20 protein-coding genes are annotated in these 26,799 nt (G+C 69.7%); 11 read left to right on the forward strand and 9 right to left on the reverse strand.

Features of this window, described 5'->3' with window-relative positions:
- Positions 1 to 5 precede the first annotated feature (5 nt).
- Positions 6 to 680 carry a nitroreductase family protein gene (locus C1746_RS04705; protein ID WP_116713515.1) on the reverse strand — a complete coding sequence of 225 codons (675 nt, stop codon included), beginning with the start codon at positions 678 to 680 and terminating at the stop codon, positions 6 to 8.
- A gap of 130 nt (positions 681 to 810) precedes the next feature.
- Here C1746_RS04705 and C1746_RS04710 point away from each other — a divergent pair, with 130 nt between their 5' ends.
- Positions 811 to 3,186 (forward strand): EAL domain-containing protein, encoded by a 2,376-nt coding sequence (locus C1746_RS04710; protein ID WP_162867391.1) that lies wholly within the window; start codon positions 811 to 813, stop codon positions 3,184 to 3,186.
- A 15-nt stretch (positions 3,187 to 3,201) separates the two neighbouring features.
- Here C1746_RS04710 and C1746_RS04715 read toward each other — a convergent pair whose 3' ends face one another.
- The 6 genes from C1746_RS04715 to C1746_RS04740 form a co-directional block, all read right to left on the reverse strand.
- Positions 3,202 to 3,804: a GTP-binding protein gene (locus tag C1746_RS04715; RefSeq protein WP_116713517.1), complete on the reverse strand. Its 603-nt coding sequence runs from the start codon at positions 3,802 to 3,804 to the stop codon at positions 3,202 to 3,204.
- Positions 3,785 to 4,237, reverse strand: coding sequence for a DUF742 domain-containing protein (locus C1746_RS04720; RefSeq protein WP_116713518.1), 453 nt, complete (start codon positions 4,235 to 4,237; stop codon positions 3,785 to 3,787). The genes C1746_RS04715 and C1746_RS04720 overlap by 20 nt, the downstream gene beginning before the upstream one ends.
- Positions 4,237 to 4,686 (reverse strand): roadblock/LC7 domain-containing protein, encoded by a 450-nt coding sequence (locus C1746_RS04725; protein WP_116713519.1) that lies wholly within the window; start codon positions 4,684 to 4,686, stop codon positions 4,237 to 4,239. The genes C1746_RS04720 and C1746_RS04725 overlap by 1 nt, the downstream gene beginning before the upstream one ends.
- Positions 4,683 to 7,562, reverse strand: coding sequence for a sensor histidine kinase (locus C1746_RS04730; RefSeq protein WP_116713520.1), 2,880 nt, complete (start codon positions 7,560 to 7,562; stop codon positions 4,683 to 4,685). Before C1746_RS04730 ends, C1746_RS04725 begins: the two co-directional genes overlap by 4 nt.
- Positions 7,563 to 7,595: 33 nt before the next feature.
- Positions 7,596 to 8,363 carry an MHYT domain-containing protein gene (locus tag C1746_RS04735; RefSeq protein ID WP_162867392.1) on the reverse strand — a complete coding sequence of 256 codons (768 nt, stop codon included), beginning with the start codon at positions 8,361 to 8,363 and terminating at the stop codon, positions 7,596 to 7,598.
- 147 nt (positions 8,364 to 8,510) lie between these two features.
- Complete coding sequence (locus tag C1746_RS04740) at positions 8,511 to 8,900, reverse strand: hypothetical protein (protein WP_162867393.1); 390 nt, start codon at positions 8,898 to 8,900, stop codon at positions 8,511 to 8,513.
- A gap of 135 nt (positions 8,901 to 9,035) precedes the next feature.
- Here C1746_RS04740 and C1746_RS04745 point away from each other — a divergent pair, with 135 nt between their 5' ends.
- Positions 9,036 to 11,390 carry a sensor domain-containing phosphodiesterase gene (locus tag C1746_RS04745; protein WP_162867394.1) on the forward strand — a complete coding sequence of 785 codons (2,355 nt, stop codon included), beginning with the start codon at positions 9,036 to 9,038 and terminating at the stop codon, positions 11,388 to 11,390.
- A gap of 26 nt (positions 11,391 to 11,416) precedes the next feature.
- Here C1746_RS04745 and C1746_RS04750 read toward each other — a convergent pair whose 3' ends face one another.
- The gene (locus C1746_RS04750) at positions 11,417 to 12,742 is read right to left on the reverse strand and encodes an MFS transporter (RefSeq protein WP_162867395.1); all 1,326 of its coding nucleotides are present in this window, start codon (positions 12,740 to 12,742) and stop codon (positions 11,417 to 11,419) included.
- Positions 12,743 to 12,908: 166 nt separating this feature from the next.
- Between C1746_RS04750 and C1746_RS04755 the strand changes: the two genes are divergently transcribed.
- The 5 genes from C1746_RS04755 to C1746_RS04775 are packed head-to-tail and all read left to right on the forward strand — an operon-like array spanning position 12,909 to position 18,645.
- Positions 12,909 to 13,634 carry a PIG-L deacetylase family protein gene (locus tag C1746_RS04755; RefSeq protein WP_116715571.1) on the forward strand — a complete coding sequence of 242 codons (726 nt, stop codon included), beginning with the start codon at positions 12,909 to 12,911 and terminating at the stop codon, positions 13,632 to 13,634.
- A complete protein-coding gene (locus C1746_RS04760; protein WP_116713525.1) occupies positions 13,631 to 15,274 on the forward strand; it encodes a Gfo/Idh/MocA family protein in 1,644 nt (547 codons plus the stop codon). The genes C1746_RS04755 and C1746_RS04760 overlap by 4 nt, the downstream gene beginning before the upstream one ends.
- 50 nt (positions 15,275 to 15,324) lie before the next feature.
- Positions 15,325 to 16,305 (forward strand): Gfo/Idh/MocA family protein, encoded by a 981-nt coding sequence (locus C1746_RS04765; protein WP_116713526.1) that lies wholly within the window; start codon positions 15,325 to 15,327, stop codon positions 16,303 to 16,305.
- 36 nt (positions 16,306 to 16,341) lie between these two features.
- Complete coding sequence (locus C1746_RS04770) at positions 16,342 to 17,007, forward strand: GNAT family N-acetyltransferase (protein ID WP_116713527.1); 666 nt, start codon at positions 16,342 to 16,344, stop codon at positions 17,005 to 17,007.
- Between the two features lie 36 nt (positions 17,008 to 17,043).
- Positions 17,044 to 18,645, forward strand: coding sequence for an N-6 DNA methylase (locus tag C1746_RS04775; RefSeq protein WP_116713528.1), 1,602 nt, complete (start codon positions 17,044 to 17,046; stop codon positions 18,643 to 18,645).
- On the opposite strand, the gene C1746_RS04780 is transcribed toward C1746_RS04775, so the two are convergent.
- Complete coding sequence (locus C1746_RS04780; RefSeq protein ID WP_162867396.1) at positions 18,642 to 20,984, reverse strand: bifunctional diguanylate cyclase/phosphodiesterase; 2,343 nt, start codon at positions 20,982 to 20,984, stop codon at positions 18,642 to 18,644. The genes C1746_RS04775 and C1746_RS04780 overlap by 4 nt on opposite strands.
- Before the next feature lie 145 nt (positions 20,985 to 21,129).
- Here C1746_RS04780 and C1746_RS04785 point away from each other — a divergent pair, with 145 nt between their 5' ends.
- The 4 genes from C1746_RS04785 to C1746_RS04800 all read left to right on the forward strand — a co-directional run bounded on the left by C1746_RS04785 (position 21,130) and on the right by C1746_RS04800 (position 26,799).
- Positions 21,130 to 22,839: an ATP-binding protein gene (locus C1746_RS04785; protein ID WP_116715572.1), complete on the forward strand. Its 1,710-nt coding sequence runs from the start codon at positions 21,130 to 21,132 to the stop codon at positions 22,837 to 22,839.
- 40 nt (positions 22,840 to 22,879) lie between these two features.
- Positions 22,880 to 23,092: a hypervirulence associated TUDOR domain-containing protein gene (locus C1746_RS04790; protein WP_116713530.1), complete on the forward strand. Its 213-nt coding sequence runs from the start codon at positions 22,880 to 22,882 to the stop codon at positions 23,090 to 23,092.
- Positions 23,093 to 23,174: 82 nt separating this feature from the next.
- Entirely contained in the window at positions 23,175 to 24,401 is a 1,227-nt protein-coding gene (locus C1746_RS04795; RefSeq protein WP_116713531.1) for an exonuclease SbcCD subunit D, read from the forward strand.
- Complete coding sequence (locus C1746_RS04800; RefSeq protein WP_116713532.1) at positions 24,388 to 26,799, forward strand: AAA family ATPase; 2,412 nt, start codon at positions 24,388 to 24,390, stop codon at positions 26,797 to 26,799. Before C1746_RS04795 ends, C1746_RS04800 begins: the two co-directional genes overlap by 14 nt.

Below are 26,799 nucleotides of genomic sequence, written 5' to 3' on the forward strand. Positions count from 1 at the left end.
CCTCCTCAGACGGTCAGTGGCGTGTCGAAGTTCTCCATGAAGGCGATCTCCTCCACGGGGAGCCGGGTCAGCGTGGAGGGGAAGCCATCTCGCGGGTATCCGGCGAAGAGGTGACAGGCGGTTGCGAGGTGGTCGGGGATGTCCAGCAGCTCCTTCACCTGCTCCTCGAACATCACCAGCAGCGTGGTCCAGGTGGTGGCCACACCCTCGGCTCTGAGCGCCAACGCCAGGTTCTGGACCGTCGGGTAGATCGACGCACCGCCGACGACGCTCAGCCGTCCGAGGTCGGTGTCCGTCGGGTGGGTCTCGGACAGGTCGGCGCAGGCGATGATGATGGCCGGGTGGTTCGGGATGTTCTCGGCGAAGTCGTTGGCCGCGTGCACCGACTTCTGCGACATCATCGCCTTCGTGGCCTTGGTGTCTCCGCTCTCGGCGGTGAGGGCCTCACCGGTGCTCGTGGCCATCTCGTAGTACTGGCTCCACGGCACCATGTACCACTCCGCGAGCTGCTTCTTCTTCTCGGGGTCGGTGACGATCAGGAAGCGCACGGGCTGCCGGTTGCCGCCCTGCGGGCCGAAGCGGGCGTTGTCGATGGCCCGGTAGAGCACCTCGTGGGGGATCGGATCGTCCTTGTAGTACCGCATCGCGGGGCAAGTACGCATTGCTTCGGCTAGTTCCATGGTGGCTCCTTCACCTCAAGTACTCGACCGTCGGACCTACCGAACGATCGTTAGGGACGCTAGGCGACCGTCTCAGAGGTGTCAATGGCGACCGCTCAACCCCGGGTGTCGCCGCCCGATAGAGGGTGTGGTGGCTCCCGCATCCGACCGCGAACCCCTCGTCACGGGTGCTGGGGTGTTCCAACACCTGACGATCCGCTACGTCGTGGCGCTGCTGATCGTCGCCGTCCTCTCCGTCGGCGCACATGTCGCGATCACAGCGGCCGTGCTGACGCAGGACGGCAACGCGACGGACATCAACCGCTCGGGACGCCAGCGGATGCTCTCCCAGCGGATCGCGCTCGGCCTCGCCGGTCTGGACGACGTCGGCGCACGAGCGAACTCCCTGGATGCCGCCACACTCTCCGGGCTGGTTGATCTGATGGAGCGCTCACATGACCAACTGATCCACGGCCACGGTCCTGCAGATCCGCGCGGCGATCGCTCGAGTCAGCTCCCACCCGTGGTCGAGGACGTCTTCTTCGGCCCGGACGACCTCGATGCCAAGGTCCGCAGCTACCTCGCCGACGTCCGTGAGGTCCTGGATCTCAGCACCCGCGGGGAGGACCACGCAGCCGAGACCGAGGCCATCGTCCGGACCGCCGGGGACACCAGTGACGATGGGCTCCTGGCGACGCTCGACCGTGCCGTCAGCGCCTACGAGGAGGACGCGGACGCCGACGTCACGGGAGTGCTGACCGTCGCCCGTGTCGTCCTCGCGGTCACGCTGATCACCCTGCTCCTGGAGGGCATCTTCGTCTTCCGCCCGTTCGTCCGGTCGCTGCGGACCCGAACCGAAGAACTCGACAGCGCCAGGGCGCGCCTGCAGGCGGTCCTCGACAATGCCCTCGTCGGCGTCCTCACCCTGGATGAGGCGGGTCGGATCGCAGACGCGAACCGGACCGCGCAGGTGCTGTTGGAGCGGCACGTCGATGCCTTGGCCGCAATCGACTTGGCCGCGCTGGGGGCAACCTCGGGAGATTCGGCCGCGCTGGTGGAGATGGTCGAGCGGAGCCAGCGCTCGGCGGTTCCACCGACCGAGGTCGAACTTCGCCGTGGGACGGGCTCCTTCCTGGCACACGTGAGCGCCAAGCGTGGCCTGGAGCAGACCGGCGGGTTCGTCAGCGTCGTCATGACGGACGAGACCGAGCGTGCACACGCTGAGAAGCAACTGCGCCACGAAGCCAATCACGACAGTCTCACGGGGCTGCCGAACCGAGCGACGTTCCGGCGCCGGGTCTCTGCGGCGATCGAGCGCGCCGACTCGACGACGAGCACCTTCGCGGTCATATTCATCGACCTCGACGACTTCAAGACCGTGAACGACTCGCTCGGTCACGAGATCGGGGATGCCCTGCTCGTGGAGGTCGCGGCACGGATCGTGCACAGCCTGAGGGGTCACGATCTCGCAGCGCGTCTCGGTGGCGACGAGTTCGCCGTCCTGCTCACGGGACTCGAGGAGGTGGCGATCGCCACGACCGTCGCCGAGCGCATCCTTGCGGCCCTGCAGGCTCCGGTGGTCGTCGCTGACCGGCCCCTCTCCGTTGCAGCCAGCATCGGCATCGTGGCCGGGACCGATGCCTCGGACACCGTGTCGCTGCTGAGTGACGCGGACAGTGCGATGTACGACGCCAAGCGTCGCGGGAAGAACCAGATCGCCGTGTTCAACGACGCCATCCGTGAGCGGGTCACGCAGCGACTCGGCTTCGCCGATGATGTGCGTCGCGCGATCGCCGATGACGAGTTCGCACTGCACTACCAGCCGATCGTGGACCTCGACACCGGAGCGACGCTGGGCCTGGAAGCCCTGATCAGGTGGACCCATCCCGAACGGGGATTCATTCCGCCCGACAGCTTCATCCCGCTGGCCGAAGAGACCGGGCAGATCATCCCCATCGGCTGGTGGGTGCTGCAGCGCAGCATCACGCAGACGTTCGAGCTGCGCACAGATCTTGGTCCGGCGGCACCCGAGTACGTCAGTGTGAACGTCTCGCCGATCCAACTCACCGCGCCGGACTTCGTGTCAGGCGTGGCCGACCTCATGGACGGTCGACTTCCGCCGGAAGCCCTGGTCCTGGAGCTGACCGAGACCGCGTTCATGTCCGATCCGGTGTCCATCCGTCGGGTCCTGGAGGACCTCCGCGCCATGGGCGTGCGTGTCGCGATCGACGACTTCGGGACCGGGTACTCCTCGCTGGCCTACTTGGAATCCCTGCCGATCGACCTGGTCAAGATCGACCGCGAGTTCGTCAGTCAGGTGGACGGCAGTGCCCGTCAGCAGGCACTGGTCGCGGGCATGCTGCAGATGGCCAACTCGTTGCGACTGACTGCCATCACCGAGGGGATCGAGACCGACGGCCAACGGTCGGCGCTCACGGAGATCGGCTATCGGATGGGCCAGGGCTACCACTTCGCGCGGCCGATGCCGTTGGCCGAGTTCCGTCGGACGATCCCAGCTCGGGGGTGACCGGGACCTCTCGACCTAGACGGCGCCGGTCAGCTGCTTGGCCCGGCTGAGGACCTGGTGCAGCAACGCGAGGATGGCGGCCTTGACGGAGTCGCGGTCCCGGGCGTCGACGCTGACGACGGGGACGGAGGGGTCCACGTTCGTCGCCTCCCGGACCTCCTCCAGGGTCATGCCGGTTCGGCCCTCGAACTGGTTCACGGCGACCACGATCGGTAGATCGCGCGACTCGAAGTAGTCCAACGCGGTGTAGCAGTCGGCCAGTCGGCTGGGGTCGACCAACACGAGACCCCCGAGGGCGCCGTCGGCCAAGTCGTTCCACATGAAGCCGAAGCGGTCCTGACCGGGGGTCCCGAACAGGTAGAGCACCAGGCTCTGGTCAATCGTGATCCGCCCGAAGTCCATCGCCACGGTGGTCGTGGTCTTCTGACTGCCATCGCCAGCGAAGTCGATGCCGGTGCTGGCCGTGGTCATGGCCGCCTCGGTGTCGAGGGGCTTGAACTCGCTCAGGGCGTGGACCAGCGTGGTCTTGCCGGCGCCGAAGCCGCCGGAGACCAGGACCTTGACGGGGATCGGCGGCGCCGCGGTCGGAGCCATCGTGTCAGATTGCAGCGAAGCCATGGATCAGCCTTTCGAGGGTGGCGACGTCGTGGGTCACGGGGACGTGGTTGGTGGTGGCACCTGCAGCGGTGGACATGATCAGGGCACCAGCCGCCACCAGGTCGGCGACCAGCACGCGGATCACCCCGAGCGGGAGACCGGTGAGGGAGGACAACTCGGCGACCCCGATGGCGGTGTCCGCGAGTTCGATGATCTGCCGCCGCTCCAATGCGTGGTCCCCGCTGCGGACGCCCGCGGCGGCGACGACGAGGGTCTCGACCGGGATGTGGATGTCGCCCTTCGTCCTGCCTCCCGTCATCAGGTAGGGACGGGCCGCGGCCGTCTGCTCCACGGAAGGGGCCTGGGTGTCCGGCTTGGCGGGCGAGAGAGCGCGCCCCAAGAACGGGCGGGCGAACTGGTCGTCCACCGCCTCGCCGCCGAGTCGGTCGTCCATCACAGCTGCAGGCTCATCTTCAGTTCGGTGATCAACTCGGGCGTGAGGACGGCACCGACCCGCTCGGCCAGCATCGTGATCTCATAGCCGATCAGACCGAGGTCGGCCTCAGCGCCGGTCACGACGCCAAGTCGGGACCCACCACTGATGGCACAGACGACCAGGTAGCCACCACCGAACTCGATGATGACCTGACTGAGCGCACCCTTGTTGAGCTGACCCGACGCGCTGATGGCCAGGCTCGCAAGGCCGGAGACCACCGCAGCGAACTTGTCTGCCTCGTCGCGGGGCATCGTGGCCGCAACAGCCATCAGCAGTCCGTCCGAAGACACACCGATCGCCTGCTCGACACCGTGGGTGTCCCGGACGAAGTTCTCGAGCAGCCAGTTGACGTTGGCGGCACCTTGGCTGAGTTGACGGCCGGCAGGGGCCTGGACAGGGGCGTTCATCGGGTACCTCCGGGGATGGTGTTGGGGTCGGTGTCCTGAGCCTCTCGACGGGCACGGGAAACACTTGACTGGAAGCCGGCAAGCGAGGAGCGCACCTGGTCCGCGGGGCGGTGGGTGGCACTGCCCGCCTGGTCGTCTGGCCCTGTGTCGGGCATCTGCGCACCGCGCACGCGCGGCGCAGGCGCCGCCGTCCCACCCGCTGGATCTGCGGCGGGCGGCTGCTGGACCGTGGAGCTCTTGCGTGCCATCGACACCCCTCGCTGCAGGCCAGCCAGGGAGTTGCGGACGTGCTCGGGCTCACGCTGGGGCAGCTGCTGGGAGGCCACCGGACCGGTGTCGGGCAGCTGCGCTCCCCGGACGCGTCGTCCGACACCGGCGCCGTTCGGCTGTGCGCTGCCGGGGCGGCGCTGCGGGCGCGTGGGCAGCTCGCCCGCCGGTGCGTCCCCTGTCCCTGCTGAGCGGCTGTCGGCCGAGACGCCGCCTGCCGGAGTCGTGGCGGGGGAGTGGCGGTTCGCGGTCGCGACGCTGGCGTCGACGGGCGTGCGGGCCGGCAGGTCGGGCCACCCGTCCGCAGCAGTCGGCTGTGGCGCTTGGTGGGGCTGCCGCTGCGGGAAGGAGCCCCACTCCGACGGGATGTTGCCGTGCTCCTCGCGGAGCGGTGTCACGCGCCGAGGCTGCTCCGGGGCGGTGGTCTCTGGCACCGCAGGGGCCTCCCGGCCGGGCTCGAAGCTCGGCAGCTCGGCCGCCGAGGAGGCCGGCGCGGTCGGCGCAGCCGTCCTGGCCGGTAGCTCCGTTCCGTTCTGGGCCAGGGTCGACCACTCGTCGGCGGACGCGGCTGGGGCAAGCGGAGCAGGGGTCTGTGGCTGGGCCGGGAACGGTGCCGGGGCCGGCGTCTCCGACGCGGGCTGTGGCTGCGCCTGCGCGGCGGCCACCGGCTGCGGGTCGGTCGGCGCGTCGAACACCGGCTGGGGCTGCGCGACGGGCTGCGGCTGCGGTCCCGCCTGGGGGTGCAGTTCCGGCGTTGCGGGCTCGGTCGGCACCAGCAGGTGCTGAGGCAGGCCAACCCGGACGGTCACGCCGCCCATGTCGTTGGCCAGCAACTCCACGCCGATATCACGTCGACCGGCCAGACGACCGACCACGTAGTGCCCCAGGACCTTGCTGTCCGGGCGATCCAGGCCTGCCCGACGGATCCGACGGTTGGCCTCGGCCAGTTCCTGCTCGCCCATGCCGATGCCGCGGTCGGTGATGCTGAGGATGTAGCTGTCCTGCGCCATCCGGCCGACGATCGTGACCCGTTCCTCATCGGACGAGAAGCGGGTGGCGTTCTCCATCAGCTCCGCGAGCAGGTGGGCCACGTCCGCGACGACCGACCCGTTGACCTTGACCTCCTCGACGGTGTGGAGGTCGATGCGCTCGTACTCCTCGATCTCGGAGAGCGAGGAGCGCAGCACGTCGATCATCGCGACGGGCGCGCGCCAGGTGCGGGTCTGCTCGGAGCCTGCGAGGACCAGCATGGACTCGGCGTTCCGACGGATGCGGGTGGCCAGGTGGTCCAGACGGAAGAGCTGTTCGAGCGTCTCGTTGTCCTCCTCGTCGCGCTCGAGCTCCGACAGGTAGGACAGGGTCCGGTTGAGCAGGGCCTGGTTCCGCCGACCCAAGTTGACCAGCATCTCCTGAGCAGCTCGCTCGTTCTGGTTCTGCTCGTAGGCGGCGTCGAGCGCCGAGTCCTGGATCCGGGTGAGCGCCTGGGCCATGGTGCCGAGCTCGTCGGCGGTCCCCGACCGGAATGGCTGCAGCTCGGGGCGGGGGTCGCCCTCCTCGAGCAGACGGATCTGCTCCACCGCCTCGGGCAGGTCCGTCTCCGCAACGCGGCGGGCAGAGAGAGTCAGGTTGCGGACGTTGTCCGACAGGGTGCGGGCCATCAGGAACGACAGACCCATGACGGCCAGGATCACCACGGTGCCGGCCAGCGCGAGGAACAGCGCGGAGATCTGCTGGCTCTGACCTGACTCGTCGGCGTCGGCGACGAGGGACGCACCGATGGCTGCCCGGGCGTTGCCCAGCTCCTCCAACCACGTCGAGCTGCGCTCCACGAAGCCCTGGACGTCGGCATTCTCCTCGCCCGCTTGGAGCGCGTCTCGGATCTGGGCCACCTCAGCAGCCGCCGCCTCCGATGTGGCGGCCGTCAGCGTGGCCTGGGTGGCCTCGTCGACCGATTCGCCGGCTTCGGCGAGGAAGGCGGTCGCGGCACCGCGGGTCCCGACCGCCTGCTCGTACAGGTCGTCGTCGAAGGTGCCCACGATCAGCGCGGCGTTCAGGATGTCGCGCTCTTGGGCCAGCAGGTCGATGCCCCTGGTCAGGGCACCGATGGCCTCAGAGGATTCGCTGTCCACGACCCGTTCGAGGTTCTCGATCACGGCGTCGTTGACCTCGTTCAGGTCCTCCACGACCTCGTCGTAGGAGGCCAGCACGCCGACGACGTCGGCCCCGGCGGCTTCTGCTCGGGCAGCGTCGATCTCGGCGCGCAGGTCCGACGACGTCAGGAGTTCGGCAGACTCCTCGCTGAGGTCCTGTCGGATGAACTCGTAGGCATCGATCCGCTCGTCGGTGTCTGCCTGCGTGGCGGCGACAGCCTCAGCGGTGGTGTCGTCGCCGGACGCCGTGGCCGTCACGACGGCGCTGCGTTCGGCCTGCACCGCTTCGAGCACCGCGGCCGCCTCGGCGGCCACACCAGCCTCGCTGGTGACCTCGAGGACGTTCTGGGCATCACCGATGCTGCGCTGGACGTTGACGGCTGCCAGGGCCAGCAGGGCAACGAGTGGGATCGCGACGATCAGCAGCAACTTGACGCCGATGGGCAGATTCCTGAACATGAGAGGCTCCCGGTGTGGCTGGTTGGTGGCGGTCTAGGCCGCGGCTGGGGCGGTGTCGGCGTCGGGCACGAGTCCCGCGTCCACTCGGAGGTAGTCGATCCCGACGGCGATGGCACCCATGACGAGCACGACGAGCGCGCCTGACGCGACTGCCAGGGTCACGTCGGTCTCGGAGAAGGCGTTCTCGGGGACGTTGATGACCTCGCCGGTCATCGTCATCCGCATGGCGAACATCCCGGTGTAGTGCATGGCGCAGACGGCCAGTCCCATTACGGGGGCGGCGGCCCAGCGCAGGGCGCCGTCGATCTTGACGGCGATGAACAGCGCAGCGGTTCCGGCGGCGATGGCGAGGATGACGGAGAGCCCGACGAGGAGATAGTTGTAGCTCATCTGCCCACCGCTCATGACCATGGCCTCCATGCCCGTGTAGTGCATGCCGACGACACCGGCCGCAATCAGACCTCCGGCGATCACCAGTCGGGAGAGCTTGAACTCCTGCACGACCAGCCAGACGCCGATCGACGTGGCGATGACCGCAGGGATGGCGGACACCACGCTCATGCCGGTGTTGTAGTAGACGTCCATCTGCGGCTGGTAGGCCAACATCCCGACGAAGTGCATCACCCAGACGCCGACGCCGCCGAGCATGACGCCGGCCACGGCCGACCACACCATCCGCTCGCGGCCGTCCTTCTTCGACGCGACCTTCACGGCGGTGAGGGCCAACGCAGAGCCGAGCACCGAGAAGGCGAACGACAGGATGACGAAGGGCATGACGAAGTCACTGAGAGTGACGCTCATGGTGTGCGTCTCGGGCATGGGTACCTCACGATCTGATGGCAGCACGGGCTGCTGGTTGGAGGCCTCGAATGAAGGCTGCCCCGAACTCATCGACCGGCCCGTTGGCGATCTTTAGTCGCTGTCGCCAGGAAGTCGTGGCAGGGTCGATCAGGCGTCGGGGCGCAGCATGGCCGCGATCTCGGCGGCGACGCCACCCGTCTCGCTCCGCGGTGGCGCCGGGCTCGGCGTCTCCGGCTCCGCAGCGGGCGCTGCGCTCGGCCCGGATCGCATCAACTCGATGCCGACCTGATCCCCCTGGTTGCTGACACGGACCCGGAGGTCGGAGTTGCCCACGATCGCCACGTCGGCCGTGAACCCTGGCGCCTTGATGGCGACCGCGGCCAGTGCAGCGACCGCGTCCACGAGGAACCCGTCAGGGTCGACGACGTCCAGGCCGCTTCCGGTGTGCTGTCGAGCCAGCTCGTCCAATCGCGAGGCGCTCGAGCTCACGGCCTGCAGCTTCTGGGCCACCGCATGACGACGGTCGACGTGCTTCATGTATGGCCTCCTCTCCAGCAGGGCGAACGGCGGGATCACTTCTCCCGCCCCGTTATCGACCGAACAACGGCAGAAGTTGAGCAGGTCACTGAGGGTGGCGCTCAAGGAGGGGCCACGGGGCGCCGATGCAGGCTCGTGTCCCAACTGCCGTCGCCGCTGACGCCCGACCCCGGGCCACGTTGGGCTGTGCTCGGATGGGTCATCGGTGAGATGGCCGCGGCGACGTCTCAGGACGACCTGCTGAACACCGTCGCCAGCCACCTGCGCGCCATTGTCCCGTGTGACCGCGGTGCCATCGGTCTGCGCAGCGTCACCGGTGAGTCACGCGAACTCGTGCTGTTCGGGCCGCTCCAGTTGATCGACGGTGGCAGCGAACCGGCGACTGCTGGCACGGTCGATCCGCTGGTCCTCAATGAAGCCGTCCGACGTCGCCGACGCCTGCGTGGACGGGCCGGGTTGGCCCTCTCCCAGGAGGACACCGACCGGTTCGTCCAACTGCCGCTGCGGCAGACCCACTCGACGCCAGTCCGCGACGGCAGACGGCAGTTGGCGACCCTCGAACTCGCCCGCCAGACCGACGATCCCTTCGACAGCGAGGACGTGGCCCTGCTCACCCGCCTGGCGGATCTGCTCGGCCTGGCCATGGGTCGGCTCCTGTCCCGCGGCGAAGCTGCGGCTGCACGCGAGTCCTCGACCGAGGACGCCCGCCGGCTGGGCATCCTCTCCGAGATCGGTGGCGAGTTGGCGTCGATCGTGACCCAGGACGAGGTCTACACGATCGTTGATCGGGCCGCCCGTGCCATCATCCCGAACCACCGCCTCAGCTACGCCGAAGTCGACACCGAGGAGGGGATGTTCCACGTCACCCAGATGTCCGGGAGTGGCCGGGGGTTCCCCGTGGACCAGGCCGTCCCGCTGGATGACACGATCGTCCACCTCACCCTGGAAGATGGTCAGCCGGTGTACAGCCCCGACCTCCGCATGTTGTCCAATCCCGACGCCGAGATGTTGGCCGAGGCGGGTGTCGTCAGCGCGCTGACCCTGCCCGTGCTCGCCGGTGACAGCGCGCTCGGGGTCCTGACGGTCACCGCCGAGAAGCCGGATGCGCTGTCGATGGCGGATCGGGAGCTTCTCGGCTCGATCGCTCGCCTGATGGGGTCGGCGCTGGACCGTGTCCGCAACGCAGAGCGCGTCAGCTACACGCAACGACACGACGATCTGACCGGGCTTCCCAATCGGCAGGAGATCGTACGCCAGATCGGCGGGCACGCCTCGCTCGTCGTGCGCGGACGCGCCACCGGGTCGGTGCTGGTCCTGGATCTCGACCACTTCAAGGCGATCAACGACAGCTTCGGCCACGACGTGGGCGACGCCTACCTGGTCGATCTGGTCGGGCGGGTGCGTGGTGTGCTGGGCGATGAGGGTGTCCTCGCGCGGATCGGCGGCGACCAGTTCGCGGCGCTCCTCCCGGGCGCCGACGCTGCCGCCGCGGCCGAGACGGCCGAGCAGGTGAGAGCCCACGTCGAGGGGACGGTCTTTCGGTGGGAGGGCCGTCGTCTGCCGGTGACGGTCAGCATCGGCGCGGCGGCCATCGACTCGGCCGGAGGCTACGCGGCCCTGCGGGGCGCTGAAGCGGCCTGCAGTCGAGCCAAGCGCGACGGCCGCAACCGGGTCGTGGTCGGGCAGCCGCACGGGGCTGACGGCCGCTTCGACGCCGACGGCGACTGGGTCGCCCGCATCGTCGATGCCCTGGAGAGCGACCGCTTCGAGCTGTTCGCCCAGCCCATCCAGCCACTTGGCTCCCCCCGCAGTCGCTCGGCTCCGATGGAGCCCATCTTCGAGCTGTTGGTGCGCATGGTCGACGGCGATGGCGACTTCATCACCCCGGGCCGCTTCATGCGGGTGGCCGAGGACTACGGCCTCATGAGCCGGATCGACAACTGGGTGATCCGCCAGGGCTTGGCGTGGATGGCGGGACCGGACGCGCCGGCGACCGGACTGTGCTCCATCAACGTGAGCGCCCACTCGCTCGAGAGCGCGTCCTTCCTCGACGACGTCTTGGCGCTGCTCGAGAACGCCTCGGTCGAACCCGAGCGGTTGTTGTTCGAGATCACCGAGACCGCGGCCACGCGCAACGTGGACCGGGCCGTGCAGTTCATCACGACGCTGAAGAGCCTGGGATGCCGGTTCGTCATGGACGACTTCGGCAACGGCTTCGGCTCCGTCGCGGCGCTCAAGCGACTACCCGTCGACGCCATCAAGATCGACGGACAGCTGGTCCGCGACATCCACTCCGACCCGGTCGACCTGGCAGCGGTCTGCGCCGTCAAGACGCTGGCAGACGCCATGGGGATGTGGACGATGGCCGAGCTCGTGGAGTCGGAGGAGGCGCTCATCCGTCTTCGGGAGATCGGCGTCGACTACGCACAGGGGTACCACGTCGGGCGGCCCCAGCCCCTCGCCTTCCTCTCCAACCTGCAGGCTCTCTAGCTCGCCCCGCGGTCCCTCGTGCTGCTCTAGTGAGGTCGGCTGATGCCGGCCGGCGGCGGGTCGACCAGCATCCGAACGGGTGGGCCGTCCGGTGGTGGCCAAGGAGACTCCGCGACCGCCCGCACGGACGGACCCGGCGAGGGTTCGTCCGAGGATCCCCTGGATGTGGCAGCGACCTCCCCCGCGGGAGCGGGGGCGTCGACCTCGGATGGCGCGAGCAGGGCCAGGAGCCCGGCGCTGATCAGCACCAGCACACCGGGAGAGGCGTAGGCCGCCGCCGGTCCGAACAGGTCCGAGATGCCGCCGACGATCACGGAGCCGATGCCCTCGGCCAGCATCACGGTCGTGATGGCGGAGGCGATGACGGCCCCGATCCGGTCCTTCGGTGCCCGACGGGTGATGGCGGTCTGCCCGAGGACCATGACGCTGAACGCCGCGCCGAGCAGGAAGTTGGCACCGGTCAGCGCCCACGGCGCCCAACCGACCACGAGCGCGCCGAGCAGCAGGAGGGCTCCGCTCAGGCCCAGACCCGTGATCAGCACCCGCGCCCGCTCGAGATCCCGGCGATGGCCGATCAGGAGACCACCGGCGGCGGTGCCGAGCGCCTGGCTGGACACGACCGCCGCGAACCAGGCGCTGTCACCGACGATCTCCGGGGCGAGCGTCTCGGGCAGTGCACCGACGGCCGCAATGGCGGCGATGACCAGCATGATGCTCCGCAGCGCCGGGTCGCGAAGCCAGACGGCGTAGCCCCGGAAGGGCGACCGGCGGACGTCCATGGCGCCTCGCCCGCGAGGGAGCGTCAGCACCAACACGCCCGCGGCCAGGAACGTCAGCGAATCCAACCCGAGCGACAACGACGGTCCGATGAAGACCGTCAACAGCCCACCGGTTGCCAGACCGATGGCCGCCGTCACGTCGCCCGTGGCCTTCTGGAGCGCAACCACGGGGCCGAGCAACGCTGAGTCGAGTTCGTTGCCGGCGATGGCGTGCCGGAGCGCAGCGGACGTGGGGCGCAGGATCCCGACCATCGTCGAGGCGGCGATGACGGCCCACAGGCCGCTGAACAGCAGGGGGAGGGTGACGCTGGCGGCACCGATGACGTAGCAGACGGTCAGGGCACGCGCCCGGTCGAAGCGATCGAGCTGCGGTCCGAGGAGCGACGTTGCGGTGATGGCCCCCAACCCCTGGACCAAGAACAGCGCGCCCGGCCCGACGCTGGACCCGGAACGCTCGAATGCGAGCACGACCAACGCCGCCAGACCGACCCAGTCGCCCAGGCCGGACACGGCGGCGGATGTGAAGAGAGCCCGGGCGGTCTTGTCCCGAAAGACCTCTTGGTAGTGGCGCATCAACAAGTGTCCCCAACGAGATGATTCCATGAAAGCACGCTCGTTGCAGGCCGCGATGTGCGTTTCGCCTGGTAGGACGTGCCCGGTCGTACCCGTTCGGACAGGTGCGGCGTGCCGTGACTTGCTCCCGGTGTAGGAGCCAGTCCCGCGGGGCACACCCTGAGGCATGCCCGTCCCGGACGCTGACATCACCCGTGCCCTCGTGGTCGCGGCACATCCCGACGACATCGACTTCGGCTGCGCCGCCACGGTGGCCTCCTGGATCGCTGCCGGGACCACCGTCACCTACCTACTGGTCACAAGGGGGGAGCAGGGTGGCTTCGACGACACCCCCCGCGAGGCGATGCCAGCCCTGCGGGAGGCAGAGCAGCGGGCCGCGGCGGCGGCCGTCGACGTCGCCGATGTGCGGTTCCTGGATGGGTATCGCGACGGTCACGTCGAGCCCACCCCGAATCTGGTCCGGGACATCTCACGAGTCATCCGGGATGTGCGGCCGCAGCGGATGCTGATCCCGTCTCCCGAACGGAACTACGACCGGCTGCCGTCCTCCCACCCCGATCACATGGCGACGGGTGAGGCGTGCGTCCGCGCCATCTACCCGGCTGCTCGCAACCCGTTCGCCTTCCCGGAGTTGATCGAGGAGGAGGGGCTGGCGGACTGGGTTGTCTCCGAGGTGTTCATGATGGCGCACCCCGGGGGCGATCACGCCGTCGATGTGACGGAGTTCTTCGACACCAAGATCAGTGCGTTGCGGCAGCATGTCAGCCAGACCGCACATCGCGCCGACACCCTGGCTGACATGGTCAGGGAGTGGATGGCCGGCGCTGCCGAGAAGGCCGGCTTGCCCGAGGGTCGTCTGGCCGAGACGTACAAGGTCATGCACCTCTCATGAGCCACCGCCAGACCCTGCAGCCCGTCGCGCAGCCGGCGGGGCTGCCCGAGGAGTGCGGCCCGGTCGTGGTGACCCGGCCGGCGGCCTGGGGCCCGACCGAGATCGCCCGCGCTCGACGGTACGCCGAGGCGGGCGGGGCCGTGGTGGTTCCCGTGGCCGATCGACCGTCTTCCGACGAGGCCGGCGTCATGGCCGGCTGGCTCGACCTGCTCGGGGTGACGCGGGGCCCCGATCTGCCCGCCGCGGAGGTCGTCGTGGAGCCCGTGCCCCACACCGTCACGCGGAACATCGTGCCGACCGTCCTCGATCTCGGGTCGGCGCCTCACGATGCCCGCCGATTGCGGACGGCCGCGATGACGACGGTCGAGGCGATCCCGGTCCTGACGACCCCGCTGGGCCTGCAGGACCACACCCTGGTCAGCGAGCGTCCCATGGGGTCGGGCCGTGTTGTCGGCGTCGCGGTGCCGGGATGGCTGGACCTGCCGGCAGTTCATGCGGTCCGCAGGGTCGTCGACCGATTGGCCCGGCAGGCGTATGACTCGGCTGCCACCACCTCGCTTGGCCTGGGGATCGTCGGGTACGGGCAGCACGGTGGGATGGGCTGGCTGCACGGGCGCGCCTGCGGCGAGGTGGAGGGACTGCACCTGGCAGCCATCGCGGAGCTGGACCAGCACCGGCTCAGCGACGCCAGTGAGCGCTTCCCGGAGGCCTCGCCCCACACGCGGATCGAGAGCCTGTTGGCCGACGACTCCGTCGATGTCGTGGTTGTCGCCACCCCTCCCTCCACGCACTACGAGTTGACCTGCCGCGTCATCGAGGCCGGCCGGCATGTGGTGGTCGAGAAGCCGCTCTGCTTCACCGCGGCAGAGGCAGACGACCTGATCGGCCGGGCGGCCTCAGCTGGCGTCACGCTGACGGTGCACCAGAACCGCCGCTGGGATGCCGACTACCGAGCGATCTCCCGCCTGATCCGGTCGGGCCGACTGGGCGAGGTCTTCAACATCGAGACGTTCGTGGGCAGCTTCGAGCATCCCTGCACCCTGTGGCACTCCGACCGGGAGGTGTCCGGGGGGCGGCTCTACGACTGGGGCGCACACCTGATCGACCAGATCCTCCAACTGTTCGGTGGAGCCGCCCCGACCGTGGTGGCGGCCACGGGGCACAAGCGGGTGTGGCACGACGTGACGAACCTGGACCAGGTGCGCGTGAGGATGCGCTTCGCTGACGGCCGCGAGGCCGAGTTCCTCGACTCCGATGTCCTGGCCGTCAGGCGCCCGAAGTACCTCGTCCAGGGGACTCGAGGCACGGTGGTCGGTGAGTACCAACCGGTGGTGGAGGAGCGCGTCACTGCTGATCACGGCTATCAGCTGACCGAGCACCACCACGCCGAGGGCCCGGCACGCCTGCGCTTCGCCGAGCACCACACCGGCTGGGGTCTGCAGGACACCGTCGTGCCCGGCTTGCCGGCCGCCTCCTTCCCGTTCCACCGTGCGCTGGCCGACCACCTGCAACTGGGTGATGCGGTCCCGGTGGATCCCGCGGGTGTCCGCACCGTCATCGCCGTGTTGGAGGCGGCGACCGTCAGCGCACGGGACGGGGGCCGGCCGGTCGAGCTGGTCGAGCCAAGTGGGGATCAGTGACCGCCACATGCTGGGGAACCTGACCTCGTGCTGGGGAACCTGACCTCGTGATGGCTGAACGCGCGCTGCACTTCGGGGTCCTCGGTGCCACGTCGATGGTCTATCGGGCGGTCGTCGCCGACGCCATCCAGGCGACTGCTGGTACCGCGGTCGTCCACGAGGCCAGTTCCTCCGCGGCGTCGCCCTGCGTCACCGGAGCGAGGCTGTCCCGGTCCTACGAGGCCGTGCTCGCCGACCCGGAGGTGGATGTGGTCTACCTCCCGCTCCCCAACCACCTGCACGAGGAGTGGGTCGTGCTGGCCGCCCAGGCGGGAAAGCACGTGCTCTGCGAGAAGCCGTTGGCCATGGACGCCCGCGCTGCCGCCCGGATGGCAGCCGCGTGTGCCGACGCCGGTGTCGTGCTGCTGGAGGCCTACATGTCACCGTTCCACCCTCGGTCGGTGGCGCTCCAGCAGGCGGTCGCACGAGGAGACATCGGCCGCGTCGTCAACGGTGAGGCTCGCATGTCAGGTGTCCTACCGACGGACAACCATCGGTGGCATGTGGCCAACGGGGGCGGGGCCCTGCTGGACGTCGGCATCTACTGCCTCGAGCCGATTCTCGATGCGATCGAGTGGGACGGCTCCCCCGCAGCGTCGGTCGCTGCGTCCTCCGTCATACGAGGCGATGTGGATGAGACCACCGCCGCCCTGCTCACCTTCGCCGACGGTCGCACCGCGTCGCTGTGGGTCAGCTTCGCCGCACCTGATCAGCAGCGGCTGCAGTTGACCGGAACGGCTGGGGCCATCGAGGTGGACGTGCGCCACGCGACACCGGATCGCCGGGACAGCGGCTACCGACGGCGGGCCCTGGACGGCACCGTGGAGGTCGTTCCGACCGGGACGGGGAACTGCTACGAGGGCATGATCGCCCACGTCCGCGATGTCATCAGTGGTGCGCGCGAGCCACTGCGCGGCCCCTCCCGCTCCGTGGCGGTCGCGAGGCTGCTGGACCAGATCGCCGTGGCCGCGGCGCACCCACGGACGTGCTGAACAGGTCGTGACCCCTGCGCCGTCTAGGCTGCACCGATGCCCGATGCGCTGACCCGTCATCTCCGCGAGTGGGTCGGTGCCTGGCCGCCGACGCAGAAGGTCCAGGTGGTCGGCAACCCCGCCCGGGAGGAGCCGGGCTGGGACGGCAGGGTGTTCCCCCTGGTGGGGGTCGGGGATGGCATCAACCACGTGATCGGTGTCTCCCCCTCCTCCGCGGAGGCCGTGAGGCGGGTCATCGGGACGGACCTGACCGACCCGACCTTGGGGGAGCGCCTCTCGCCGATCCTGGGCCGGCGCGGGGCGGTGTTCGGCTCGGCGGTGTTCCGCTGGACCCACCTGGTCAACCCGGTACCCGACGTGGGCGTGTGGATGGACCCGGCCGACCTGCAGATGCCGGCGTGGCTGCGGCCCTTCAACGGACGGCGACTGGTGGCCAGGGACGTCCACGGCCGCTACCTCGCCGGTGTGGGGATCAAGGTGCACGATGACCACGGGCAGGAACTCAGCGTCGTCACCTCCCCGGCTGCGCGCGGGAGGGGACTGGCGACCGGCCTGGTCGCGACAGCCGCCCGCCGGGTCATCTCGGACGGCTCCGTGCCGACCTACCTGCACGAACGGTCGAACATCGGCAGCGCCAAGGTCGCTGCGGCGGTCGGCTTCCCGGATCGGGGCTGGCAGGTCCACGGACTCTGGGGCGGCTGACCTCCGCGCGGGATCGTCCTCCGTACGCTTGAACCGATGGGCACCGCTGCACGCCGGGAGTTCCTGGCAGCCGTGGCGGCGCTCGACCGTCCCGGCGGGGAGGTGATCACCGACCTCGCGGAGGCCCTCGCCGGCCGTCGCGACCACCGGGATGCCGACCTGCCCACGATCCCCGAGGCCATCGCGGACCCCTGGTTGCTCGGCCAGGTGCGTGAGGTCCTGCACGACGATCGGCGGCGGACCGAGCTGGGTGCCTGGTTCACACCCGTCGAGGTCGTCCGGGACCTGGTCCGAACCGTGAGCTTCCCCGATCCGAACCGGATCCTCGACCCGGCGTGTGGCGGCGGAGCGTTCCTGTTGGCCGCACACGAACGGTTCCCGACGGCCACGCTCATGGGCGTCGATGTGGACCCGGTGGCGGTCGAGACGACCCGGCTGGCGCTGGCCGCCGCCGGAGCCGGGGACGTGGACATCCGGGTCGGAGACGGGTTGACGGCCGATCTGCCACCGGCGGACCTCGTGATCGGCAACCCGCCGTTCCTGTCCCAGCTCCGCTCATCCACGGCGCGGGACGCGGCGCGCCGGGTCGCCCTGCACGACCTGCTCGGCCCCGCCGCGTCCGGCTACGTGGACGAGGCCATGCTGTTCCTGCTCCACGCCGTCACCTCCCGTGTCGGGCCGGGCGGAGAGGTGGTGATGGTGATGCCCGAGGCGGCGATGGCAACCACCACCGCCGGACGGGCTCGGGCGGAGATCGAGGCGGCGGCGCTGGTCGACGTGGTGTGGCGTGACCGGGTGCGGGCCTTCCCCGGCACACCGACGTGCGCCGTCCGGCTGCGCCGACGAGCCCGGACCGTCCCGGCCGACGACCACGGAACCTCCGCCTGGTCCCGCCTCCTCCTCCCCGCAGACGACGAGTCGCCGCACGACCGCGTCCTGCAGACGCTTGCCACGGGTGGTCCGACCGTCGCGACGATCGCGACGGCCACGGCGGACTTCCGTCAGGCGTACTACCTGGTGGCGGACCACGTGACAGAAGCCGACTCGACGGCAGCCGGGATCCCGCATCATCCGATCGTGCCCGTCGGTCTGATCGATCCGGCCGATGTCCGCTGGGGTCGCACACCGGTCCGGTTCGCCAAGCGTCGGTGGGAGCGGCCGGTCGCCGCGGGCCTGCCGGACGGGTTCGGACGGGAACGGCTGGGCCCGAAGGTGCTGCTGGCGACGCAGACGCGGGTCCTCGAAGCCGTGGTCGACGACGAGGGGCGGTGGCTGCCGACCACGCCGGTGATCACGCTGCGCTCCGCTCAGCCCTGGCGTCTGGCCGCGGCCCTGACCTCTCCGGTGCTGTCCCGGGTGGCGCTGCTTCGTCACGCCGGGGCGGGTCGTTCCCGCGGCGCCCTCAAGCTGTCGGCCAAGCAGGTGCTGGCGCTCCCCCTTCCGCCGGACACGGCCGACGCCGCCGCGGCGTGGGACCGGGCGGCGACGGCGGTCAGGTCTGCTCACTCGGCGACCAGGCCGGTCGAGCGGCGCGCCCACCTGATCGCGTGCGGCGAACTGATGATGGCCGCCTACGAGGTCGACCACCCCCAGCTGCTCGCTTGGTGGGTCGAGCGGCTGCCCGAGCGGTCGACCTAGGCGGCTGCGTCCGGGGTCAGCAGCACCAGCGGCTGCGGGCGACCCAGGCCATAGCCCTGGCCGTAGGTCACGCCGATCTCGGTCAGGCGGACCCGGGAGGCGTCGTCCTCCACGAACTCGGCGATGGTGACGATGCCGAGTGCATCTGCCAGCGCCTGGATCGCACGCACGGCAGCGTCGTTGACGGCCTCGGTGCAGATGTCGATCACCAGGCTGCCGTCGATCTTGATGAAGTCGACCGGTAGGCGCTTCAGCGTGGCGAAGGAGGAGAAGCCGCTGCCGAAGTCGTCGAGCGCGAAGGTGCAGCCACGATCTGACAGCGCCGAGATGAAGTCGAGGGCACGGTCCACGTAGCGGACGGCGGCCGTCTCGGTGATCTCGAAGCAGATGCGCTTCGCGTCGACGGTGGTGGCGTCCATCTTGTCCAGGACGTTCTGGAGGAAGGTCTTGGACTCGAGCGAGTGGGCGCTGACGTTGATCGTGCACATGCCCATGGGCGGCACGAAGTCGCTGGACAACCACTCCAGTGTGTGCTGCAGGACCCACTCGTCGATGCGGCGGATCAACCCGTAGTGCTCGGCGACGGGGATGAACACGCCCGGCGGGATGAGCACGCCGTCGTCTGAGCGCATCCGGATGAGGACCTCGTAGGCCCACTGCTCCGTCGGGTCGCCGTCGAGGGCGAGTCGCTTGATCGGCTGGGCATACAGCTCGAAGCCGTCGGTCCGGAGCGCGTGGTCGATACGGGTGACCCAGTCACCTTCGTGGTAGCCGACCAGGGCATCGGCGTCGGAGAGGGTCGAGACGACCCGGTTGCGACCGTCTCGCTTGGCCTGGTTGCAGGCGGCGTCGGCGTCCCGCATCGCGGCCAGCGCACCGGCCGCGGTCAGCTCGACGATGCCGATGCTGACCGTGACGGGGAAGCGCCGTCCGCCGGACTCGAAGATCAGGTTCTCGGCCCGCTCGCGCAGCCGTTCGGCGACCCCGTTGGCGTCCTGTGGGTTGTCGGTCTGCAGGAGCACGGCGAACTCGTCCCCGGAGAGCCGCGCGAAGACGTCGGTGTCCTTCACCCCGGCCCGGAGGTGGGTGGCCAGCTCCACGAGGAGGGCATCCCCGGCGGCGTGTCCCATGCTGTCGTTGACGGCGGTGAAGTGGTCGATGTCGATGACCAGGACGCTGGTGGTGCCGAACTGCCCCAGCTCCTGCACGGCCCGCTCCATGAGCGAGTGGAACTCGCGGCGGTTCGGCAGCTCGGTCAGATCGTCGTGGCGGGCTCGATGGTCCAGCAGGGCCGCGCCCTTGACCCGCTCGAGTGTCGAGCTCATGAGCCGGGCGAACATGGTCAGCAGGTCGCGGTCCTGCTTGCTGAACGCGTTCTGCACCTTTGCGCCGAAGTTGAGCGAGCCGGTGATCTTGCCGCCCATGCGGACCGGGATGCAGAAGCCCGTGTTGATCCCGTTCATCGACAGCATGAGGGCGTCCTCGCCACCACGCTGCGTCATGTCGGGCGTGTAGAGCGGTCGACCACGGATGATGGACCGGCCGACGGTCGTCGTCGACATCGGCATGATCGTCGGCTCTGCCTGGGTGAACTCGCCGTCGGTGGTGATCTCGGTGATCTGGAGGTCCATGCCGTTCGGCTCGACGCGCGCGAAGCTCAGCCGGTCGTGCGGGACGATGCGCTCAGCGGCATCGGAGAGGACGCGGTAGACCTTCTCCTCGGTGGTGGCGGAGGCCAGCTCCTGGCTGATGTCGTACAGCGTCTCGAGTCGGCTTGCGTAGGACTCGGCCACGGAGGCGTGCTCGAGGGTGGTCGTCTGCAGGTCGATTCGATCCAGCGCGACCGTCACCAGGTCCCCGACCTGGGCCAGGAGTCGGAGGTCGGACTCCTCGTAGGCGCCGGCCTCCTTCTTGCCCACGTTGATCGTCCCGTAGGCCTCGCGTTGACGCATGAGCGGCACGTTGAGGATCGCCGTGAAGCCCTGCTCGGCCAGGGTCCGGTGGTCGCTGTAGACCGACTCCGGCGTGACGAGCGAGGACCAGGACTCGCCCTCACGGACGACCTTGGTCAAGGCCAGGTCATCGGTCTTGGCGATGATGTCGTCCTCGACCTCGGCGCCTCGGAGCATCACGATCTCGACAGCGTGGCTGTCAGCATCGAAGAAGGCCAGGCTGGCCCTGTCGAGGGGAACGACGTCCGGCAGGAGCGTGCTGACGGCGGCGAAGACATCGGCTCGGGAGCTGGCCCGGGCCAGCTCGTGGATGAGCATGCCCAGTGCGGCGAACGTCCCCGGGTCGGGACCGTTGCTGGGCGCGGCGCCCACAGTTGCGGTACTCACCATGGATGTCTGATCGGTCGGTCGGGCCTCGAACTTGAGGAAAGCCTCCGCCGTCGGGAAACAGCTCGAGGGACCGTCACCAGCGCGGCCTCGGCCTCGTGGGACTTCCGCGGTCATGTCGCACTCACTTCGTATCGTCGTGGGCATGACGGACCACCAGCCAGTTGCCGGGCGGGTCATCGGGACAGAGGCGGCGCGACCGCTCGAGTTCCACGTCCACGTCGCGGCCGACCAGTTCCTCCAACTCGACGACATCGTGGCGGTCAGTCGACCGGTCCCGGGACGCGGGGAGATCGAGCTGTACGGGGTGGTCACGGAGGTCCGCGGGTTCCACGAGGGGCTCGAGCACCACTCCGATGTGGAGCGGGTGATGGCGGGGCAGATGTACGGGCGGGCCTCCGAGGTTGCGACGGTCCTCACGACCCGGATCGAGCCAGAGGTCTTCCTGCCGCCGATTCCGGGCAATCCCGTCCACAAGGTGGCGGGCGCACAGCGCGATCGTGCGATGTTCCTGGACAAGATCGAGCCCTCCCGGCGACTGGCGGCGGGGCTGCACCGGGCCGGTGGGCCCGTGTTCGTCGACGCCGACTTCCTCGATGGCACCAGCGGAGCCCACGTCAACATCTCCGGCGTCTCCGGGGTGGCGACCAAGACGTCCTACGCCACGTTCCTGCTGCACTCGCTGTTCCACCGCGGCTCGACCGTTCTCGGCCGGTCGAAGAAGCACGCGCGTGCGCTGATCTTCAACGTGAAGGGTCAGGATCTGCTCTACCTGGACCAGGCCAACAACAAGCTCACGGTCGAGCAGCGGGCCAAGTGGGCGGAGCTCGGTCTGCCGGCCGAGCCATTCGACTCCGTCGCCATGTGGTCGCCGCCGGTGAAGGGGGCGGTCTCTCCGACACCGGCCAGCGCGCGGAAGGACAAGGTTCGCGGCTACTGGTGGTCGCTGGCCGACTTCTGCGCCGAGGAGATGCTCGGCCTGCTCTTCGCCGACACCGACGACGAGCGACAGCAGTACACGGCCGTGGCCCGCAACGTCGCCGTTGCTCTGGCCCGGTTCGCCACCCCACTGCAGCAGGGCGGGGTCCAGATCGGCGCCCAGCAGGCCACGACCTTCGACGATCTGGTTCGCATCATCCGGGACTACGCCGAGGACGAGGACCCGCAGTGGGTGGGCCGGTTCGCAACCTCCGGCTCCATCGGCGCCTTCATGCGCCGGCTGGACTCGGCCGCCGACCACGTCGGCCATCTCATCCGCGGCGATCAGGACGGCTGGCAGCGGCACCGGGTCAAGGTCATGGACTCCGACGAGCAGGTCAACGTCGTGGACCTCACGCCCCTCAGCGGCCGGGCCCAGCGCTTCGTCGTGGGCGCGCTGCTGCAGCAGGAGTTCACGGCCAAGGAGGCCCGGGGGACCCGCGACCCGCTGCTGTTCGTGGTCCTCGACGAGCTGAACAAGTACGCGCCGCGCCAGGGCAACTCGCCGATCAAGTCCACGCTGACCGAGATCGCCGAACGTGGCCGGTCGCTCGGCATCATCCTGATCGGCGCCCAGCAGACCGCGTCGGCGGTGGCAGAAGCGGTGGTGACCAACGCCGCAGTCAAGGTCGTGGGGCGACTCGACCCGGCTGAGGCGGCCCGCAACGAGTACCGCTGGATGCCCGAGAGCCAGCGCGACCGGGCCATGCTGATCAATCCGGGGACCATGATCCTGAAGCAGCCTCGCGTCCCCGCCCCGCTGGTGGTCAACTTCCCCATGCCGGCCTGGGCCACGCGGGCCGAGGAGGTCGCGATGGACGTGACCTTGGGGGACGACGACGTCTTCGCCAGCGACCCCTTCTTGCGCGGTGGCTGATCGGGTTCACCGGACCACGCATGCGGGGTAGGACGTCTCCATGGCATACCAACATCACATCGGCGACACCGTGGAGTGGCAGTGGGGCGACGGCACCGCCTCCGGTGAGATCACCGAGCGCTTCACCGAGAAGGTCACTCGGACCATCGATGGCAACGAGGTGACGCGGGATGCGTCGGAGGACGAGCCCGCGTACCTGATCGAGCAGGATGACGGCCAGCGGGTGCTCAAGTCGGCGTCCGAGCTGAGCTGACCGCGTCGGGCTGACCCTTCGGCTGACGCCGGCCGGGGACGGCTCCGCGGGCCTGTCGCACCCCCTCGCTACGGTGAGGGAGATGAAGGTTCTGCACACCGCCGACTGGCACGTCGGGCGCACGATACGGGGTCGGTCCCGGGCGGAGGAGCACCGTGCGGCCCTCGCTCAGATCGCCGAGGTGGCCCGGGATCGGGCCGTCGACGTCGCCGTCGTCGCGGGTGACCAGTTCGACGTGCAGGCCCCATCACCCGAGGCGGAGCAGATCGTGTGGTCAGCCCTGCAGGCGCTGGCAGAGGTGGCTCCGGTCGTGGTGGTTGCCGGGAACCACGACAACCCGCGGCGGCTGGACGCGGTCCGCAACCTCCTGACGGCCAACCAGGTCCACGCCGTCGGCCAGGTCCAGCGGCCCCAGGACGGGGGAGTCGTCCGCATCGAGACGGGATCAGAGTCCGTGGCCGTCGCGATGCTGCCGTTCCTCCACCACCGCAGCGCCGTGCGGGCCGCCGACCTGCTCGACCCGCAGCGGGGCGACGCCGAGTACGGGGCGTCCTACAACGACCTGTTCGCCCGCTACTCCCACGGGCTGTGCCGGGATCTCGGCGACGACGAGTTGTCGATCCTGGTGAGCCACGTGACCTGCTTCGGCGGCGCTCGTGGCGGCGGCGAACGCGAGGCCCACTCGATCGAGCGGTACTGCGTCGACCCTCGCGCCTTCCCAGGGCAGCTCGACTATGTGGCCCTGGGGCATCTCCACCTGGCGCAGCAGGTGGGCTCGGCCCCACCGGTCCACTACTCCGGGGCCCCCTTGATGATGGACTTCGGCGAGAGCGACAAACCCTGCTCGGTCAACCTGGTCGAGTTGCGGGCTGGGAGGCCGGCGTCGGTCGAGGTCGTGCCCGTGACGACTGGTCGGCCCCTGCGGACGCTGCGCGGGACGTTGGACGAGGTCATGGAACTGCCGGCACCTGACGACGAGCCGTGGCTGCGGGTGCTGCTGTCCGGTGCCGTTCCGGCCGGCGTGGCGGAGACCGTCCGCGGGCACCTCGGCGAGGGCGTGGTCGACGTCCGCCTCGAGAGCCGGGAAGAGGCGCAGGCCGTCACCGGTGGCGAGCGTCTCGGCACCCCCCCGCAGGAGCTGTTCGGGCGGTTCCTCGCCGAGCAGCAGGTCGCGGACGAGCGGGTGCCGGCCCTCTTCGCGGAGTTGATCGACGAGGAGTTCCAGCAGTCTGGCGAGGATCCGACCGGCTCGGAGACCGACGGCTCGGCTGGAGCGACCGGGGGAGGAGAGGTCCGTGCGTCCGCTTGAGCTGACCATGAGCGGCCTGACGTCGTTCACCGATCGTGTGACGGTGGACTTCGATGGCGCCTCGCTGTTCGCGCTCGTCGGGCCCACGGGTGCGGGGAAGTCCTCGGTCGTGGATGCGATGACCCTGGCCCTGTATGGCCGCATCCCGCGTCTGCACGCCAACGAGGTCGCGCCGGTGATCTCGACCGCGGCGTCGGAGTGCACGGTGGCGCTGACCTTCACCGTCCGGGCGCAGCGCTATCAGGCGGTCCGCACCATTCGGCGGACCAAGACCGGGGCGAGCACCGTCGAAGCCGTCCTGGACCAGTTGACCGATGACGGGCAGGTCGCAACCACCCTCGCCGGGACCGCCGACGACGTCACGACCACCGTCGAGTCGGTGATCGGGCTGTCCTTCGACGAGTTCACGCGAGCCGTGGTGCTGCCCCAGGGGGCCTTCGCCCGCGTCCTCAAGGCCAAGGCGTCAGAACGCCAGAGCCTGCTGGCCCGGCTGCTGGGCACCGGGATCTACGACCGTGTCAAGCAGCGCGCCGGGGTTCACGCCAAGGCCGCACAGACCCGTGCGGAGCAGACCGCCCATCAGATCGCCCAACTCGGCGGCGTGGATGCCGCGCAGATCGAGCCGCTCAAGAACCGGGTGTCCGAGTTGGACCGGCTGGTCGCCTCGCTGGCCGAGGACACGACCACGCTGCTCGACATCCGCGAGCGGTTCCGCACGGCCAAGGACGCGGCCAGCGAAGCCCGTGAGCAGGTGAAACGACTGTCGGCGATCGGCCAGCCGCCCGAGGAGGTCGCTCAGGTCGCCGCACACATCGCCCAGGCCGATGCGGCGCTGGCGCAGGCTCGGACCACACTCGAAGCCGCCGAGCAGCAGGTGGCCGACGCCGAGGATGCTGCCGGCGACCCCGAGACCATCGACCGGCTGACCCGTCTGCAGGCCGCCCACCAACGAACCGGGGAGCTGACCGCCGCGCTGGCACAGGCTGATGCGGCGCTCCCGCCGATCCGTGCGCTGGCCGAGACGCTCGAGGGGGACCAGAGCTCCTCCGCCGACGCGGTCCAGCGTGCGCAGAAGGCGCAGACACAGGTCCATCGCGAGCATGCGGCCGTCCAGGCCGTCGACGGGCTGGGGCCGGGACAGGACTGTCCGGTGTGCGCGACACCGCTTAGCCCGCAGGCCCCGGCGCTGCTGCTCGACCAGGCCGCGGGCCAGGAAGCGGTGTCCTCCGCGGCCCAGGCCGTGACCGCCGCGGTGGCTGCTCACACCGCTCTCACCACCCGGCTGGACCGGGCCAAGGCCGACCTCCGGACGGCCGCGGTCGAGCGGGACCGGGCCAAGGTGGCGCTGGCTGATCATGTCGCGGCGCTGGAGGGCGAGCCCTCCCCGCGTGAGGTCGCGGAGCAACTGGCCGCGGCCCGACAGGTGCAGAGCAAGCTCGGCGAGCTGCGCACGGTCGCTCGACAGGCACGGCAGCACCTCAAGGACACCGAGGCGTCCCGGGAGAAGCTGCTCGCCCAGTCCAGTGGGCTCTCCGCCAAGCTGGACCGGCTTCGGCTTGCCGTGGGTGAGCTGGAGCCACCGGCGACAACCGGCGCGGTAGCCCGCGACTGGGAGCAACTGCACGAGTGGAGCCAGACGCAGCTACCGTCCGCCACCCTCCGCGCGGCCGAGGCTGACGAGGCGGTCGAGGCGGTCGAGGTCGAGGGTCGTCAGCTGCGTGAGGCGATGGAACAGGCGTGCGCCGATGCCGAGGTGCCGGCTGGCGAGGGGGACCCACGTGATCGTGCGGTCCAGGCTCGTGCCGACGCGGCAGCTGAGGCCGCCCGGCTGGAGCAGGTCGCGGCAATGGTGGCGAACCTCAAGCTCGATGAAGCGGATGCGCGTGAGCAGGCCCAGGTCGGCGCGGAACTGGCGCGCCTGCTGCGGGCCGACCAGTTCCAGAAGTGGCTGCTGGACGGGGCGACGAGATCCTTGGTCACGGGTGCCTCCGCGCAGTTGCGGCAGCTCTCCAGCGGCCGCTACGAGCTGAATCTGGATCGTCGCGGTGCCATCGAGGTCGTCGACCTGGCCAGCGCGGGGATGACCCGCAGCGTGCGGACGCTCTCGGGCGGCGAGACCTTCCTGGCGTCGCTGGCACTCGCGCTCAGCCTGGCCGAGCAGATCGCCCTGTCTGCGGCTGGGCCGGTTGCGCTCGAGTCGCTCTTCATCGATGAGGGATTCGGGGCACTGGACCCGGAGACCCTCGACATCGCCGCCGGGGCCATCGAGCAGCTCGGCGCGGGGGACCGGACCGTGGGCGTGATCACCCACGTGGCCGAGATGGCCGACCGGCTGCCCACGCGCTTCGTCGTCGGCCGATCGGCTGGCGGGAGCCACGTGACCAGGATGGACGTGTAG

This window comes from Euzebya tangerina (assembly GCF_003074135.1).
GTDB classification, from domain to species: Bacteria; Actinomycetota; Nitriliruptoria; order Euzebyales; family Euzebyaceae; genus Euzebya; species Euzebya tangerina.